This window comes from Anoxybacillus tengchongensis (genome assembly GCF_014201585.1).
Classification (GTDB): Bacteria; Bacillota; Bacilli; order Bacillales; family Anoxybacillaceae; genus Anoxybacillus; species Anoxybacillus tengchongensis.
The window spans coordinates 140,914-156,937 of sequence record NZ_JACHES010000002.1; the positions used below are offsets into that span (position 1 = coordinate 140,914).

The following is a 16,024-nucleotide window of genomic DNA, read 5'->3' on the forward strand; positions in this document are numbered from 1 at the left end:
TCGATTTTTTCTTTCGTTCATGTAAAAAGGTGTCGAAATTCTTCCGAAATATCCTCACTTGACAGTATTAATTTCGCTCCTTGCTGAATTAATCGATTCGTCCCAAGCGCCTCTTTTGTTGTGATGTCGCCAGGAATCGCAAACACTTCTCTCCCTTGTTGGAGCGCAAAATGAGCAGTAATAAGAGAACCGCTTCGCTCTTTCGCTTGTACGACAAGCGTACCGAGCGATAAACCGCTAATGATGCGATTGCGCATCGGAAAATGCCAAGTTTGTGGACGAACAAACGGTGGACATTCGGAAATAATTAATTGCGTTGTCGCTAATTGTCGAAATAATGATTCGTTTTCAGGTGGGTACATATAATGTAGTCCACCAGCAATGACACCAATCGTCTCACCACAGTATTTCAAACATAACCGATGGGCTTCCGCATCGATGCCTTTGGCTAACCCGCTCACAACGACCCAACCGTTTTGAATCAGTGGCGGGAGTACGATGTGCATCGCTGTAATTCCTTGCCGAGTTGGTGTTCTTGTTCCAACGACGCTAATCATTTTTTTTCGCTTAAGCAATGCCACATTGCCTTTCGCATATAGTACCCACGGTGGATCATATATATGTTTTAGCCACTCCGGGTAGCTATCGTCCTTTATTGTTACAATATGAATGTTTTGTTCCTCATATGTTTTTATCATACGTTTCAACTTGTGACAATGCAAATCATGGAAAAAAGCAGTGAAATGTTTTTGAGAAATCGGCAGTAATTGTTGGAGTTGATGAGAAGGAAGTTGAAAAATGGAGGCAAGCGATGGGTCAACATAGAGCAGTCGTGCGATACTTTTCCATCCAATACCACGACAATGATGTAGATGAATGAGCCGTTCGCGAACGGTATCGTACATCCGTACCCCTCCTTTTTTATAAAAATCGTCCTAAGGCTTGTTCCTTAGGACGATTGGACGATTAATGTGTTTTACATTTTTCGTATAAGCCGCGCTCTTTTAGTACAGAAATGAGCGTTTCGCCGATCACAGACGGCGTTTCAGCCACTTTAATGCCACATGCAGTCATCGTTTGAATTTTTTCTGCGGCTGTCCCTTTGCCGCCAGAAATGATCGCACCAGCGTGTCCCATACGCTTTCCTGGAGGCGCTGTTTGTCCACCGATAAAGCCGACAACCGGTTTTGTCATGTTCGCTTTCACCCATTCTGCTGCTTCTTCTTCTGCTGTTCCACCAATTTCACCGATCATAATGACCGCATACGTGTCTTCATCTTCGTTAAACGCTTTTAATACGTCAATGAAGTTTGTTCCGTTGACTGGGTCACCGCCGATACCAACTGCTGTCGATTGACCGATGCCCGCTTGTGTTAATTGATGTACCGCTTCATACGTTAACGTACCAGAACGCGAAACGATGCCGACATGACCTTTTTTATGAATGTAACCTGGCATAATGCCGATTTTGCATTCTTCTGGAGTGATGACACCAGGGCAGTTTGGACCAATTAAGCGCGTTTTCTTGCCTTCCATGTAGCGCTTCACTTTAACCATATCTAACACAGGAATGCCTTCTGTAATACAAACAACTAAGTCGATTTCTGTATCGACAGCTTCCATAATCGCATCTGCTGCAAATGCCGGTGGAACGTAAATAACTGAGGCGTTCGCTCCCGTTTTTTCAACCGCTTCTGAAACCGTATCAAACACAGGCACACCTTCTACTTCTGTACCGCCTTTTCCAGGTGTCACCCCGCCGACGATGTTTGTGCCGTACTCGATCATTTGTTTTGTATGGAACAATCCTTGTGAACCTGTAATTCCTTGTACGATTACTTTCGTCTCTTTATTAACAAAAACGCTCACGTTTCTCCCATCCCTTCTATTAGCTTACTAGCGAAACGATTTTTTGCGCGCCGTCTGCCATCGATTCAGCCGCTGTAATGTTTAGCCCAGACTGTTCTAAAATCTTTTTCCCTAATTCAACGTTCGTTCCTTCTAAACGAACGACAAGCGGAAGATTTAAGCCGACTTGTTTTGTCGCTTCAACGATGCCGTTTGCAATGACGTCACATTTCATAATGCCCCCGAAAATGTTAACGAAAATGCCTTTTACTTTCGGGTCAGATAAAATGATTTTAAACGCTTCTGTTACTTTTTCTGTCGTCGCACCGCCACCAACGTCTAAAAAGTTTGCTGGCTCCCCACCGTAATATTTAATAATATCCATTGTTGCCATCGCTAAGCCCGCACCGTTTACCATGCAGCCGATGTTTCCGTCAAGAGAAATATAGTTTAAATCGTATTTGGACGCTTCAATTTCTTTTGGATCTTCTTCATCTAAATCGCGGTATTCTAAAATGTCTTTATGACGATATAGCGCGTTAGAATCAAAGTTGAGCTTTGCATCAAGCGCCATCACTTTTCCGTCGCCTGTCACAACGAGCGGGTTAATTTCAGCAATGGAGCAGTCTTTTTCAACGAACACTTGATATAAACCTAACATAAATTTGACCGCTTGATTGACAAGCTCTTTTGGAATGTTGATGTTAAACGCCATGCGACGCGCTTGAAACGCTTGTAAACCGACAGCTGGATCGATGTACTCTTTAAAAATTTTCTCTGGCGTTTTTGCTGCGACTTCTTCAATTTCTGTTCCGCCTTCTTCTGATCCCATTAAAACAACGCGAGACGTTGCACGATCGACAACAAGTCCGATGTAATATTCTTTTTTAATGTCGCATCCTTCTTCGATTAAAAGGCGCTTCACTTCTTTTCCTTCTGGACCTGTTTGGTGTGTGACAAGCACTTTTCCTAATAGCTCACTCGCGTATGTACGAACTTCTTCTAAACTTTTTGCGACTTTTACTCCCCCTGCTTTTCCGCGACCGCCGGCATGAATTTGTGCTTTGACGACACAAACGCTACTGCCGAGCTCTTTCGCTGCCTCGACCGCTTCTTCAACCGTAAATGCTACACGGCCGTTCGGCACGCTCACTCCGTAGCTTCTGAGGATCTCTTTTCCTTGATACTCATGAATATTCATACCCCATCCTCCTATGTATAAAAATAAAAGTACTAGCGCTTTCATTGTATAATGATACTTTGTCAGTTGTCTACCATTTAGACAGAAAATTCTTTAACAAAAGAAAAAGAAGCGACGGTCACGAGCGCTCCTCTACCTTCTTTTCTATTTGATAAATAAATGCAAATACTTCAGCAACGACTTTGTACAGCTCTTCTGGAATCGTCTCATTTAACTGCAGTTGTCCGAGCATCGCAGCAAGCGTTTTATCTTCGTAAATCGGGACGTCGTATTGTTTCGCACGTTCAATGATACGCTCGGCAACCATTCCTTCTCCTTTTGCTACAACGACCGGGGCAATATGTTGTTCGTCGTACGATAAAGCAACGGCACGCTTTCGTTTCATATGCGGTAATCCACTCCTTTATACGAAAATGGTTCAACAGGTAATCGTTTGCTTCGCTTGTTCATCGGTGGTTTAACGGAAACAGCAGAAAGCGTGTATCCATGTTCAGCAAGCTTCTCCTTTAGTGACGGCTCAAGGGCAGATGCATACAATTCTACACGGGGCGTGTCGTTGATGATCGAAATATGAACGATGCGTTGTTGAATGTGAACGTCTACAATCGTTTCTTTTAACGTCGCCATCGTCAAATAAAATAAAATGCGACAATAGTCTGTATCCATTTTTCCATTTTCTCGTTGTTTTCCGCGCCATTGAATCGTCACATCTGTTGCATGCGTCCCGATGAGTAACGGAAATTGAGTAAATATATGTTGGAGAGAATGGTCATTTGTTGATAAAAACTGATATGCTTTCATCCGATCAAGTAATGAGGTGATCTCCGCTTTTAACTCACCTGTTGCTTCTTCTGCTGCTTTTTGCAATAAAACAAACCATTCATCTTGTTGTTTCATCGTTTCTTCAAGCAGTTGTTGAATATGTTCAGGCGAAAAAGAAGAAAGCGTCGGCATATGGCGTAAATAGGAAGAAAGTGTCGCTAACGTTCCTTTTGGATGAGCGCGATCAATGAGCACCGCAAGCATAAGCCGTTGTTCATATAGCGGCTTATCATGCTGTAAAGTGACGAACGCACGAAACACATCATCACGAAGCGGCAAATTGTGCATAAATAGCCATTTGACTGCTTGAGCTTCCTTTTCGCCACCTGTTTGTAACCATTGTCGAATAAGGGCCATGTCATGCTTTTTAAACGAAAATGATTCATCCATCATCCAGCGAACGAGCGCCTTCGTTTGTTCATTCATCGGTAAACGAAAGTGACGGATGATGCTCTCTTCATCTTTCAGCTTTTCTGTATGTTGCAATATTTTTAGCTCAAGCGGAAATGTCTTTTGTACATGAAACGTATATGTGCCGCCTTCTTTGACAGGCGACTGCAGTTCAGCTGTAAGTGTATGACTTCCAACCCGAACGAGCGCTGTTCGGTCTTCGTTTATTTTTTCGATTTTTCCATAGATGATGTCGCCAACTTGAAACGTCGGTACTTTTGGTACACGTATCGTTTGTGCATCATCAAATAATGTGCGTAGCCATTGAACGTTCATTTCATTCTCCTCGCTTTAATCGCTCGCGAATCGGGGCGAACGAACGACGATGCTCTTCAATGACCCCATATCGTTCAATCGCTTGCAAATGCGCTTTCGTGCCATATCCCATATGTTGCTCAAATCCATATTGCGGATATGTTTCACCTAGTTGCTTCATCATGCGATCGCGCGTCACTTTTGCTATAATGGAGCTTGCTGCAATGGATATACTATGTGCATCCCCTTTCACAATGGATGTTTGCGGAATCGATAGCGGGAGGCTCATTGCATCAATAAGCAAATGTTCTGGAACGATGGAAAGCGATTGAACGGCTGCCACCATCGCTTTTTTCGTTGCCTCGTAAATGTTTAACTCGTCAATTTCGCGTGCGCTGACAACACCAATGCCGATGGCAAGAGCCGTTTGTTGAATGATAGAAAACAATTGTTCACGTTTTGTTTCCGATAGTTTTTTTGAATCGTCTACATAAGGAATATATACATCTTTTGGCAAAATAACGGCTGCAGCAACGACCGGACCAGCTAGCGGCCCTCGTCCTACTTCATCTACGCCAGCGATGTAGCGCACTCCTTTTTCATATAGCGCCTGCTCATATTGCAACATATGCAGACAACGTTCTCGTTCGCGTTTTTCTTCTTCTTTTTGCTTATACCATTGTTGAATGAGACGTTGAACGCCTTTTCGTTCATCGTGCAATAGTTGTTGAAACCATTCATCTGTTTCATCGTGAATCGTTTGTAGCCTTTTTTTTATTTCTTGTATATTCACCGTCATCACTCCTTACACCTTATATCGACAAATAAACAAAAAAATAAAGGCTCGCTTATGCGAACCTTACGGGCGGTCAAAACTAAGTCGGCCTAATTTTTCTGTACGAATATCGCGCAACACAAGCTCAGCTACTTTATCGTAATCGACGACGCCACCGGCAGCTAAACAGCCACGCTTTTTTCCGATTTCGTCAAATAGTTGAACGATGTCCTCTGGAATATGCGAAAGCACATATCGTTCTTTTAAACGATCGGGATAATAAATAGCTAAAAAACGTAACGCATAAACAGCAACGTCTTGCAAATTTAAAATCGTATCTTTAATCGCTCCCGTCGTCGCAAGCTTTAATCCGACTTCTTCATCTTCAAACTTCGGCCATAAAATCCCTGGGGTATCAAGCAGTTCAAGCTCTTTGCCGACTTTAATCCATTGTTGCGCTTTCGTGACCCCTGGTGTATCGCCTGTTTTGGCGATATGTTTTCCTGCGAGTCGGTTAATAAGCGTTGATTTTCCGACGTTTGGAATGCCGACAATTAACGCACGCATCGCCCGAGGACGTTTAATTCCCTTTGCCATCATTTTTTCAAATTTTGGGCGTAACCGCTCTTTTGCTACTGCTACAATTTGTTTGACGCCTGTTCCGCTTTGTGAGTCGATCGGAAGCGCTTCAATTTGTTGCGCAGCGAAAAAGTCAATCCATTGTTTTGTGACGTCTGGATCAGCCATATCGGCTTTATTTAATAACATGATGCGCGGCTTGTTTGCCACAATTTCATCAATTAGCGGATTGCGCGATGAAATAGGGATGCGGGCGTCCACTAGTTCAAATACGATATCAATGAGCTTTAGCTTTTCTGTTACTTCCCGTTTCGCTTTTGCCATGTGGCCAGGGAACCATTGAATCGTCATCGTTGCCACCTACTTTTATTATGTTATTCAACAATGCGAGCATCAGAAAGAGGCCAATAGACGACCGACGTTTTGCCTACGACTTTTTCCATCGGAATAAATCCAATATGGCGACTATCTTTACTATACCGACGATTATCCCCAAGCACAAATAAATGACCTTCTGGAACCGTCTTTCGTCCCCACAGTTCTTCGAGTGTAAACGACTCCGTTAATGGGCCATCAAACAGTTGTTTTTTCTCCTCATCTAAGTAAGGTTCTTTGTAAGGCTTTCCGTTGACGTATAACGTATCGTTTTTATATTCGATCCGATCGCCTGGCAACCCAATGACGCGTTTAATATAATCTTTTCCTTCTTCGGCGTGAAACACAATAATATCAAATCGTTCTGGTTCGCCAATTTTGTATGCCATTTTATTGACGATCATCCGGTCTTGGTTATGTAACGTCGGCATCATCGATTCCCCTTCAACGATAATCGGGGCAAAAATAAAGTAGCGAATGCCTCCTGCTAACGCTACGGCAATCAAAATTGCTTTCAACCATTCAAACCATTCGTTTTTTTGTTTTTCCATCCTTCTCCCACCTATATGATACATGTTGAAAAAGGAGCTTGATGATCAAGCTCCTCGCAATCATTTCGTTTGTTAGATGATTTCTTTGATGCGTGCTGCTTTACCGCGGAGTTGACGCAAGTAATACAATTTCGCGCGACGAACTTTACCGCGACGAACAACTTCTAATTTAGCAATCTTCGGCGTGTGTAATGGGAATGTACGCTCAACACCTACACCGTAAGATACTTTACGAACTGTAAATGTTTCGCTAATTCCACCACCACGACGCTTGATAACCACGCCCTCAAATACTTGGATACGTTCACGGTTTCCTTCAACAACTTTCACGTGAACGCGCACTGTGTCACCAGGGCGGAATTCAGGAAGATCGTTACGTAGTTGTTCTTTTGTAATTTCTTGAATTAAATGATGCATCATCTTCATCTCCTTCCAACAGATGCTCATGCCTATGTTTATCGTTCATAGCAGCGGAACATCGTTTTACGTGCGACGTAAGTCACAACGTTTATACTAGCATAAAGATGTATCGGATGCAAGAGTTACCGCTCATTTTTTTCCCATTGTTCAATCCATTTTTTTTGTTGTTCCGTTAGTTCATACGTCTCCAGCAAGTCTGGTCGACGCAGCCATGTGCGGCGCAACGATTCTTTTTGACGCCACTCTTCAATTAAACGGTGATTACCCGAAAGAAGAACATCTGGTACTTTCATGCCACGAAAATCGGCAGGGCGTGTATAATGTGGATGCTCAAGCAAGCCAGAGCTATACGAATCGTGTACGGGCGAATGTTCATTGCCGAGCACGCCTGGAAGCAGACGAACAACGCTGTCGATGACGACCATCGCTGCGAGTTCTCCGCCTGTTAAGACGTAATCTCCAATGGAAATTTCGTCTGTGACAAGATGCTCACGAATGCGCTCGTCGTAGCCTTCATAATGTCCGCAAATAAAAATGATATGCTGTTCTTTAGCAAGTTCCTCTGCTTTTTTTTGCGTGTAACGTTCACCTTGTGGACAGAGTAAAATAATGCGCGGACGATGGTCGCTTTGTTTCGTTAAATGATCGACAGCATCGAAAATCGGTTGCGGTTTTAATACCATGCCTGCGCCCCCGCCGTAAGGGTAGTCATCCACCGTTTGATGTTTATTATCGGCAAATTCACGAAAGTTAACGAGTTGAAACGTGACTGCTCCTTTTTCTTGTGCGCGCTTTAAAATTGACTCGTTGAAAACACCAGTAAACATTGTTGGAAATAAGGTGAGCACATCAATTTTCATTCGTCAAGCAGTCCTTCCATCACATGAATCGTAATCGTTTTGTTTTCTACATCGACTTGTTTGACGACATCTGCAATGTATGGGATTAACACATCCCCACCTTTTTTTCGTTTGACGACCCATACGTCATTAGCGCCCGGTGTTAGGATTTCTTTTACTTCGCCAATCGTTTCACCATCTTCGGTCACGACTGTACAACCGATAATTTCGTGAAAATAATATTCTCCTTCGTTAAGCGGTTGTAATTGGGTTTCTGGTACTTTAATGATTGCCCCTTTAAACTGTTCGACTAAGTTAATGTTGTCGTATCCTTCAAACGTTAATAAATCAAACGTCTTATGAACCCGATGGCTCGCCACTTTGACTTCAATTGGCGGCTTGTTTTCCATAAAAATATATAGCACATTTCCGACTTTATACCGCTCTTCTGCAAAATCTGTGCGTGAAATAACGCGCACTTCACCGCGAATGCCATGCGTATTGACAATTTTTCCGACATGAAACCATTTCACAACGATCACTCCTCGCGTATATCAACAACGATTCCATCTTCAATAACAATCGTTTTTTGAGGCGTCCAACGCTCACCAATGTGAATGTCGATGATCGCCTCTACCTCTCGTTCTTTTATTTCGCTTCCTATCGGTAATATGCGCAATTGTTCGAGCAGGAAATCAAGTTCCGCTATTTTTCGACGGCGAACTTGCATTTCTCGTTCAAACTTTTCTTTAATTTGTTTCGGTGGAAACGATGTTTGCTTTTCCATTCGTTTCTGTTCAAAGATGAGCTGCTCACATTGTTGTTCAAGTTGCTGTTTTTGTTTTGTAAATTGTTGTATAAGTTGTTGCTTGCTTTTTTCTGTCAGTCGTTGCTTCACTTCAACCGTTTGAATGATTTTCATGGCGCACCGCCTTTCTGAACGAAAAAAGGGGAGGTGTCTCCCTCTCCCTTACTCTTCGATGCGTACGTCTATTCGCTTCTTCGACTCATTTGCTGCTTGAACAACGGTGCGAATGGCTTGAATCATTCGCCCGTTTTTTCCGATCACTTTTCCAACGTCTTCTTGATGAAGCGCGATCGCATATGTGATCGATTGTTGTTGTTCCGTTTCGCGAATGACGACGCATTCTGGATGATCGACAAGTGACCGAACAATTGTCTCAAGCAACGTCTTCATATATTACTTTCCGTACTTTAAGTTGTGGAATTTTTCTAAAATTCCTTGTTTTGAAAGCAAGTTGCGCACCGTGTCAGATGGTTTTGCACCGTTTTGCAACCATTTTAATGCAAGTTCTTCGTTAATTTTAATTTCTGCAGGCTCTGTTAAAGGATTGTATGTGCCGATTGTTTCGATGAAACGACCGTCACGTGGAGAACGAGAGTCTGCAACAACGATACGATAGAATGGTGATTTTTTTGCACCCATACGTTTTAAACGAATTTTTACTGCCATGATGATAGCACCTCCGAAAATATTTCACACAAGATAGTATATTAGCAATAAACGTTTTGTTTGTAAAGTGTTTTTTCTTAACACCGTTATTTTGTTTACATGAACGGGAAGCGGAATCCTTTCTTTTTCCCTTTCGGCATTGTTGTCATCATTTTCATCATTTTTTTCATTTCGTCAAACTGTTTTAACAACCGATTGACGTCTTGAACTGTCGTTCCGCTTCCTTTGGCAATTCGCTTTTTGCGACTTGAGTTAATGATGTCTGGATTCATTTTTTCTTCTTTTGTCATCGAACGAATGATCGCTTCAACGCGGCTAATTTGTTTTTCGTCAATTTGTAAATTATTTAAGCCTTTTACTTTGTTTGCACCCGGAAGCATTTTTAAAATTTCATCGAGTGGGCCGAGTTTACGCACTTGCCCAAGCTGTTCTAAAAAGTCGTCAAGTGTAAATGATGCGGTGCGCATTTTTTGCTCGAGCTCTTTTGCTTTTTCTTCATCGACGGCCGCTTGCGCTTTCTCGATGAGCGTCAACACATCACCCATCCCTAAAATACGCGATGCCATCCGCTCCGGATGAAACGGCTCAAGCGCATCGAGTTTTTCGCCCATACCGACAAATTTAATTGGCGTGTTCGTGACTGCTTTAATCGATAATGCTGCCCCGCCGCGCGTATCGCCGTCGAGCTTCGTCAAAATGACGCCCGTTAGTCCAAGCTGTTCGTTAAAGCTTTGCGCGACGTTGACCGCATCTTGTCCTGTCATCGCATCGACAACGAGGAAAATTTCATCGGGTTTCGTCACTTCTTTAATTTGTTTTAATTCGTCCATGAGCGCTTCGTCAATGTGCAATCGCCCCGCGGTATCGATCAATACGTAATCATGATGTTCTTCTTTTGCTTTTGCGATCGCTTGCTTAGCAATTTCAACCGGGCTCACTTGATCGCCAAGCGAAAACACAGGGATGTTCAGCTGCTTTCCTAACGTCTCAAGCTGTTTGATCGCCGCTGGACGATAAATGTCAGCTGCGACAAGCAACGGTTTACGGTTATGTTTTTTACGTAATAAATTTGCTAATTTCCCCGTCGTTGTCGTTTTCCCTGCCCCTTGCAAACCGACCATCATAACGACTGTTGGTGGACGGCTCGCTACGGCAATTTTGCTGTTCTCTCCCCCCATCAGCTCCGTCAATTCTTCTTTCACGACTTTAATGACTTGCTGTCCTGGGGTTAAGCTTTTCATTACCTCTTGTCCGATAGCTCGCTCGCTTACCTTTTTCACAAAGTCTTTGACGACTTTGAAATTGACATCCGCTTCTAATAGCGCTAGCCGCACTTCGCGCATCATTTCTTTTACATCGGCTTCCGTGACTTTGCCTTTGCCACGAATTTTATTCATGACATGTTGCAGACGGTCGGCCAATCCTTCAAATGCCATCGTTACCGCCCCCTACTCTAATTTCTCCAACTCCTCAACGATCCTCATCAATTCTTCATCGTTCGGATAGCGTTCGGCTATATGCGCTTTTAATCGATGTAATAGCTTGTGCCGTTGCTGAAACTTTTGAAAGAGCAATAGCTTTTGCTCATAATCTTCTAGCATCGCTTCCGTTCGTTTAATGTTATCATATACAGCTTGACGACTCACTTCGTACTCTTCGGCAATTTCACCGAGGGAGTAATCGTCTAAGTAATAAAGGGACATATAGTTCCGTTGCTTCGGCGTCAACAACGATTGATAAAAATCGTATAAATAGTTCATTCTCGTTGTTTTTTCTAGCATGAAACTCCCCCCCTGTTAAGTGAAACGCCTTTACATGACTTTAGTGTATATGTTTTAGCCGATGCTGTCAAGTCATTCTCCTTGCGTCTCTTCTCGTTCCATAAACGTTGAAAATAATCCGTACACGAATTGTTCAGCGTTAAACGGCTCTAAGTCGTCCATTTTTTCTCCTAAACCAACAAACTTCACAGGAATGTTTAACTCATGGCGGATCGCTAACACAATGCCACCTTTTGCCGTTCCATCTAATTTCGTGAGCACAATGCCGGTAACGTTCGTTGCTTCTTTAAACGTTTTCGCCTGGCTCATCGCATTTTGTCCTGTCGTTGCATCTAACACAAGCAACACTTCATGCGGTGCGCCCGGCACTTCCCGTTCAATGACGCGCTTCACTTTTTCTAGCTCTTTCATTAAATTAACTTTATTTTGTAAGCGCCCAGCAGTGTCGCACAATAAAATGTCAACGTTTCGTGATTTTGCTGCTTGAATGGCATCGTACATGACCGCAGCAGGATCTGAGCCTGCCGATTGTTTAATCACTTCGACGCCAACGCGCTCGCCCCATACTTCAAGCTGTTCAATCGCACCGGCACGGAACGTATCGCCTGCAGCAAGCATCACTTTTTTTCCTTCGTTTTTTAATTTGTATGCCAACTTTCCAATTGTCGTTGTTTTTCCGACACCGTTGACACCGACGAATAAAATGACCGTTAAACCGTTTGGCTGAATGTTTAGTTCTGTCGTTTCGTCCCCGCTTGCTTGATATATGTCAATGAGTTTTTCGGAAATGACACTATACATTTCCTTTGGATCTTGAATGTTGCGGCGTTTTACTTCCATTTTCAACTCATCAATAAAATCCATCACCGTTGCAACACCGACGTCTGAAGCAATTAAAATTTCTTCTAGCTCTTCAAAAAACTCTTCGTCCACTTTTCGATAACGAGCGATTAAATCATTTACTTTTCCAGCGAATGAGTCGCGCGTTTTTTCTAAGCCGCGCTTAAACTTTTCCGTTACCGTATCCGCTTGTTTTGCAATTTTTTCTTTTAGTTTTTTAAAAAAGCTCATCGTTTTTCATCCTTTCTTTCCAGCTGCTTCTTCGAGTCGAACGGAAACAAGTTTCGATACACCTGATTGTTGCATCGTTACCCCATATAGTACATCCGCTTCTTCCATCGTTCCTTTTCGATGCGTAATAACGATAAATTGCGTTTCGTTGCTAAATTTTTTCAAATATTTCGCATATCGTTGTACGTTTGCTTCATCGAGTGCGGCTTCTACTTCATCGAGCACACAAAACGGAACAGGTCGAACGTTTAAAATAGCAAATAAAAGAGCAATCGCCGTCAACGCTCGCTCACCGCCTGATAATAAGCTTAAATGTTGCAATTTTTTTCCTGGCGGTTGGGCGACAATATCGACACCGGTATGAAGCAAGTCGCTCGGATCCGTCAGTTGCAAATCCGCCTTGCCTCCTCCAAACAATTCGACGAACACACGAGCAAATTGAGCGCGAATTTGTTCAAACGTCGTCGCAAATCTTCGTTTCATTTCATCGTCCATTTCGTCAATGACTTGATACAATGTATCTTTCGCTCGCTGTAAATCTTCTTTTTGTTCCGTTAAAAAGCGATGACGCTCTGACACTCGTTCATATTCCTCAATCGCTCCAAGGTTGACCGTTCCAAGCTCGTCGATGGCGAGTTGAATGAGTTTTACTTTTTTCCGCGCTTCTTGCGCTGGAATTGTTAGTGGAAACGCTTCTTTTGCAGCTTCAAATGACAATTTATATTCTTCGCGAAGTTTGTTTAGCAGGTGATCAAGCTCCATATCAAAGCGAGCGAGCTTCACTTCTTCGTCTTTTAACGTATCGGTTAGTTGTTTATGTTGACGTTTCAATTCTTTTATTTCTTTTTCGAACTGTTCAAGCTTCGTTTGATAGTCTAGTCGCTGTTCACGTCGACTTGCGATGAGCTGAATCGTTTCTTCTTTTTGCTTCATTTTTTCTTCGCATATTCGTTCGAGTTGTTGCTCATCTTCCGTTTGTTCATTCATATGATAGAGAAGTTGGTTGCGCTCATGCTCCATTTGTGCACGAGTTCGCTTTGTTTCTTCCCATTCTTCGATGAGTCGGCGCACGTGTTGCTCTTCGTTTCTCACATGTTCTTGCTTTTCGGCGAGCGCCACTTTCAAAGCGGTAAGCTGTTCTTGCATTTGTTCTTTTGATTGTTGCTCGAGTTGTTTTTTCTCTGTCCATTGCTTTACTTGTTCGTCAATGTCGGCAATTTTTTGCTCGAGCGTCTCAAGCAATTGCACAACATGATGAAGGCGAGCAGTAAGCTCTTGCTTTTCTTCTTCAAGCGTTTGTCGTTCATAACGATATACAGCGAGTCGCTCGTCCATATGCTTTTTGTGAAGATCGAGTTCCATCCATGCGCTTTTTTCTTCTTGTAGCGCCATGCGGCTCGCTTCTAGTTCGGTATAAAGCGCTGTTCGTTTTTGCTCAGCCTTTGCAATCGCTTCTTTTTCACGTTGCACGAGCTGTTCAAGCTCTAGCGTTTTTCGCTCAGCATCGCGCCAGTTTGCTATCACTTCTTCTAGCTCACGGGCACGACTTAATAACGAACTTGTCTGTTTATTTACCGTTCCCCCCGTCATCGCTCCACCAGGATTCACAACGTCTCCTTCAAGCGTGACGAGACGGTAACGATATTGCAATTGGCGTGCAAGCTCATTTGCCCCTTTTAAATCGCGTGTAATAATGACCGTTCCAAGAATGTTTGTCATAATTTGTTCGTACGTTGCGTCATACGAAATTAAATCGGAAGCGACACCCACGTAAGCTGGATGTTTGGCAATGTCCGCACGCACCGATGAAGGAAGCGTTTTTCGTTGAATGACGTTGAGCGGCAAAAATGTTGCGCGCCCATATTTATTTTGCTTTAAAAATTGAATGGCTGCGCGAGCGCTTTGTTCATTTTCCACAACAATATGTTGCGCAGCTCCTCCAAGCGCTACTTCGATCGCTGTCTCTAGCTCTGAAGGCACCGTCATCAGCTCAACGACTGCTCCATGAATGCCTAAGAGGCGATCTTTCGCTTTTAACACTTCTTTTACACCTTGGAAAAATCCGGCGTACTCTTGTTGCATCGCTTCAAGCATTTCTTTTTTTGATTTTATTTTTTGTACATATTGATATGCTTCGTATAACGTTACTTCTTTTTTGCGATATTGTTCTTTTCGCACCGTTAATTGGTGTTCTTCTGCTTGAAGCGTTTGTTCTTGTTTATTGATGCGCTCTTGCAGTTTTTGAATGAGTTGTTGTTTTTGCTCCCATTGTTCGACGATGTGCTCGTATGCTTGAATATGTTCATCGTTTGCAGCGATGAGTTGCCGTTGCTTTTCTTCGTTTTTTTGTAGCTGTGTCTCGATATGCATCCGTTCATTTTTTAACGTCGCTTGCTCATGAACGAGATCAATATATTCGCTTTTTAATCGCTCAATTTCCGCCTCCGCTTTTGGACCGTAAGCGGAAAGGACGTTATTTTGTTCTTTTAATTGTGTTTGAAGCATCCGCACATCTGTTTGAAGCTGTTGAAGCAACTTCTTTTTTTCGGCAATCGTCGCTTCAAGTACACGTTCGCGCTCAGCAAGTTGCGCGATCGTCCGTTCGATTTGTTGTTGTTGCTTATGAGCATTGTTTTTTCGCTCTTTTAATAATTGTTTTTTTCCTTCCATTTTTTCGAGTTCTTCGCTCACAAGCAATAACACTTGTTGTAAGCCATCAATCGATTCATCAAGCGCTGTCAGTTCATGCCGCAACTGAGCGATATGCGCTTCTTCTTTTTGTATTGTCGTCGCTAGTTCCATCTCGTTTTGTTCATGTAAAGCGAGTTGCGCTTTGAGCGCTTCCCATTTTTCATGTAGCTGTTCAATTTCATAGACGATTAATCCGACTTCATACGTCTGTAATTGTTCTTTTTTCTCGATATATTCTTTTGCAATCGATGCTTGTTGTTTCAACGGTTCAAGCTGTTGATTTAATTCGTGTAAAATATCTTGCACCCGCTGCAAATGATCTTCTGTTTCGCTCAGCTTGTGTTCAGCCTTTTTTTTCCTCATTTTATATTTTAACACACCCGCTGCATCTTCAAAAATCATGCGCCGATCTTCTGCTTTACTACTTAAAATTTCTTCTACTTTTCCTTGGCTAATGATTGAGAAAGCTTCGCGTCCGACACCCGAATCCATAAACAAATCGACAATGTCTTTTAAGCGGCAAGGTTGCTTGTTAATAAAAAATTCGCTATCGCCTGAACGATAGACGCGTCTTGTGACGCTTACTTCTTCGTATTCGAGCGGCAAAAATTGATCGCTATTGTCGAGCGTTAGCGTCACTTCAGCGACATTTAAAGGTTTTCGCGATTCACTTCCTGAGAAGATGACGTCTTCCATTTTTGCTCCGCGAAGCGACTTCGCCGATTGTTCCCCGAGCACCCAACGAATCGCATCTGTAATGTTGCTTTTCCCGCTTCCGTTCGGACCGACGATTGCCGTCATACCCGGAACAAAGTCGATAGAAATGCGATCCGCAAAAGATTTAAATCCGATAGCTTCTAAACGTTTGAGGAACACATATATCCCCCTTTAT

General features: G+C 42.9%; 18 protein-coding genes. All 18 read right to left on the reverse strand.

Translation table 11 applies throughout. The features are described 5' to 3' along the window. Positions 1-17: 17 nt before the first annotated feature. On the reverse strand, positions 18-905 hold the full coding sequence (gene dprA, locus HNQ82_RS03055; RefSeq protein ID WP_183247062.1) for a DNA-processing protein DprA: 888 nt from the start codon (positions 903-905) through the stop codon (positions 18-20). A gap of 61 nt (positions 906-966) precedes the next feature. Then, entirely contained in the window at positions 967-1,869 is a 903-nt protein-coding gene (sucD, locus tag HNQ82_RS03060; RefSeq protein WP_183247064.1) for a succinate--CoA ligase subunit alpha, read from the reverse strand. Positions 1,870-1,888: 19 nt separating this feature from the next. Beyond that, positions 1,889-3,049: an ADP-forming succinate--CoA ligase subunit beta gene (gene sucC / locus HNQ82_RS03065; RefSeq protein ID WP_009732872.1), complete on the reverse strand. Its 1,161-nt coding sequence runs from the start codon at positions 3,047-3,049 to the stop codon at positions 1,889-1,891. Positions 3,050-3,167: 118 nt separating this feature from the next. Then, positions 3,168-3,434 (reverse strand): EscU/YscU/HrcU family type III secretion system export apparatus switch protein, encoded by a 267-nt coding sequence (locus tag HNQ82_RS03070; RefSeq protein WP_183241588.1) that lies wholly within the window; start codon positions 3,432-3,434, stop codon positions 3,168-3,170. Next, positions 3,431-4,597 carry a hypothetical protein gene (locus HNQ82_RS03075; protein WP_183247066.1) on the reverse strand — a complete coding sequence of 389 codons (1,167 nt, stop codon included), beginning with the start codon at positions 4,595-4,597 and terminating at the stop codon, positions 3,431-3,433. Before HNQ82_RS03075 ends, HNQ82_RS03070 begins: the two co-directional genes overlap by 4 nt. Position 4,598: 1 nt before the next feature. Further along, complete coding sequence (locus HNQ82_RS03080; RefSeq protein WP_183247068.1) at positions 4,599-5,378, reverse strand: ribonuclease HII; 780 nt, start codon at positions 5,376-5,378, stop codon at positions 4,599-4,601. Positions 5,379-5,435: 57 nt separating this feature from the next. Then, positions 5,436-6,290: a ribosome biogenesis GTPase YlqF gene (gene ylqF, locus HNQ82_RS03085; RefSeq protein ID WP_183247070.1), complete on the reverse strand. Its 855-nt coding sequence runs from the start codon at positions 6,288-6,290 to the stop codon at positions 5,436-5,438. 14 nt (positions 6,291-6,304) lie between these two features. After that, positions 6,305-6,856: a signal peptidase I gene (gene lepB / locus HNQ82_RS03090; protein WP_183241596.1), complete on the reverse strand. Its 552-nt coding sequence runs from the start codon at positions 6,854-6,856 to the stop codon at positions 6,305-6,307. A 72-nt stretch (positions 6,857-6,928) separates the two neighbouring features. After that, the gene (gene rplS, locus HNQ82_RS03095) at positions 6,929-7,273 is read right to left on the reverse strand and encodes a 50S ribosomal protein L19 (RefSeq protein ID WP_003394943.1); all 345 of its coding nucleotides are present in this window, start codon (positions 7,271-7,273) and stop codon (positions 6,929-6,931) included. A gap of 125 nt (positions 7,274-7,398) precedes the next feature. Further along, positions 7,399-8,136, reverse strand: a complete 738-nt coding sequence (gene trmD, locus HNQ82_RS03100; RefSeq protein ID WP_183247072.1) for a tRNA (guanosine(37)-N1)-methyltransferase TrmD — start codon at positions 8,134-8,136, stop codon at positions 7,399-7,401. Further along, the gene (rimM, locus tag HNQ82_RS03105; protein WP_280790527.1) at positions 8,133-8,654 is read right to left on the reverse strand and encodes a ribosome maturation factor RimM; all 522 of its coding nucleotides are present in this window, start codon (positions 8,652-8,654) and stop codon (positions 8,133-8,135) included. Before rimM ends, trmD begins: the two co-directional genes overlap by 4 nt. Then, complete coding sequence (locus HNQ82_RS03110; protein WP_032099743.1) at positions 8,654-9,037, reverse strand: YlqD family protein; 384 nt, start codon at positions 9,035-9,037, stop codon at positions 8,654-8,656. Before HNQ82_RS03110 ends, rimM begins: the two co-directional genes overlap by 1 nt. Before the next feature lie 48 nt (positions 9,038-9,085). Beyond that, complete coding sequence (locus HNQ82_RS03115) at positions 9,086-9,313, reverse strand: KH domain-containing protein (RefSeq protein ID WP_032099744.1); 228 nt, start codon at positions 9,311-9,313, stop codon at positions 9,086-9,088. A gap of 3 nt (positions 9,314-9,316) precedes the next feature. Then, positions 9,317-9,589: a 30S ribosomal protein S16 gene (rpsP, locus tag HNQ82_RS03120; RefSeq protein WP_004891099.1), complete on the reverse strand. Its 273-nt coding sequence runs from the start codon at positions 9,587-9,589 to the stop codon at positions 9,317-9,319. 95 nt (positions 9,590-9,684) lie between these two features. Continuing rightward, positions 9,685-11,025: a signal recognition particle protein gene (gene ffh / locus HNQ82_RS03125; RefSeq protein WP_032099745.1), complete on the reverse strand. Its 1,341-nt coding sequence runs from the start codon at positions 11,023-11,025 to the stop codon at positions 9,685-9,687. A 12-nt stretch (positions 11,026-11,037) separates the two neighbouring features. After that, entirely contained in the window at positions 11,038-11,370 is a 333-nt protein-coding gene (locus HNQ82_RS03130) for a putative DNA-binding protein (protein ID WP_032099746.1), read from the reverse strand. A gap of 72 nt (positions 11,371-11,442) precedes the next feature. Further along, entirely contained in the window at positions 11,443-12,441 is a 999-nt protein-coding gene (gene ftsY, locus HNQ82_RS03135) for a signal recognition particle-docking protein FtsY (RefSeq protein ID WP_183247074.1), read from the reverse strand. Between the two features lie 6 nt (positions 12,442-12,447). Next, entirely contained in the window at positions 12,448-16,008 is a 3,561-nt protein-coding gene (smc, locus tag HNQ82_RS03140; RefSeq protein ID WP_183247076.1) for a chromosome segregation protein SMC, read from the reverse strand. Positions 16,009-16,024 lie beyond the last annotated feature (16 nt).

Excerpts from the sequence above, each read along its gene's own strand:
- dprA (WP_183247062.1), bottom strand. The coding sequence starts at position 905 with ATGTACGATACCGTTCGCGAACGGCTCATTCATCTACATCATTGTCGT.
- sucC (WP_009732872.1), bottom strand. The coding sequence starts at position 3,049 with ATGAATATTCATGAGTATCAAGGAAAAGAGATCCTCAGAAGCTACGGA.
- HNQ82_RS03070 (WP_183241588.1), bottom strand. The coding sequence starts at position 3,434 with ATGAAACGAAAGCGTGCCGTTGCTTTATCGTACGACGAACAACATATT.
- HNQ82_RS03075 (WP_183247066.1), bottom strand. The coding sequence starts at position 4,597 with ATGAACGTTCAATGGCTACGCACATTATTTGATGATGCACAAACGATA.
- lepB (WP_183241596.1), bottom strand. The coding sequence starts at position 6,856 with ATGGAAAAACAAAAAAACGAATGGTTTGAATGGTTGAAAGCAATTTTG.
- rplS (WP_003394943.1), bottom strand. The coding sequence starts at position 7,273 with ATGCATCATTTAATTCAAGAAATTACAAAAGAACAACTACGTAACGAT.
- trmD (WP_183247072.1), bottom strand. The coding sequence starts at position 8,136 with ATGAAAATTGATGTGCTCACCTTATTTCCAACAATGTTTACTGGTGTT.
- HNQ82_RS03110 (WP_032099743.1), bottom strand. The coding sequence starts at position 9,037 with ATGAAAATCATTCAAACGGTTGAAGTGAAGCAACGACTGACAGAAAAA.
- HNQ82_RS03115 (WP_032099744.1), bottom strand. The coding sequence starts at position 9,313 with ATGAAGACGTTGCTTGAGACAATTGTTCGGTCACTTGTCGATCATCCA.
- rpsP (WP_004891099.1), bottom strand. The coding sequence starts at position 9,589 with ATGGCAGTAAAAATTCGTTTAAAACGTATGGGTGCAAAAAAATCACCA.
- ffh (WP_032099745.1), bottom strand. The coding sequence starts at position 11,025 with ATGGCATTTGAAGGATTGGCCGACCGTCTGCAACATGTCATGAATAAA.
- HNQ82_RS03130 (WP_032099746.1), bottom strand. The coding sequence starts at position 11,370 with ATGCTAGAAAAAACAACGAGAATGAACTATTTATACGATTTTTATCAA.
- ftsY (WP_183247074.1), bottom strand. The coding sequence starts at position 12,441 with ATGAGCTTTTTTAAAAAACTAAAAGAAAAAATTGCAAAACAAGCGGAT.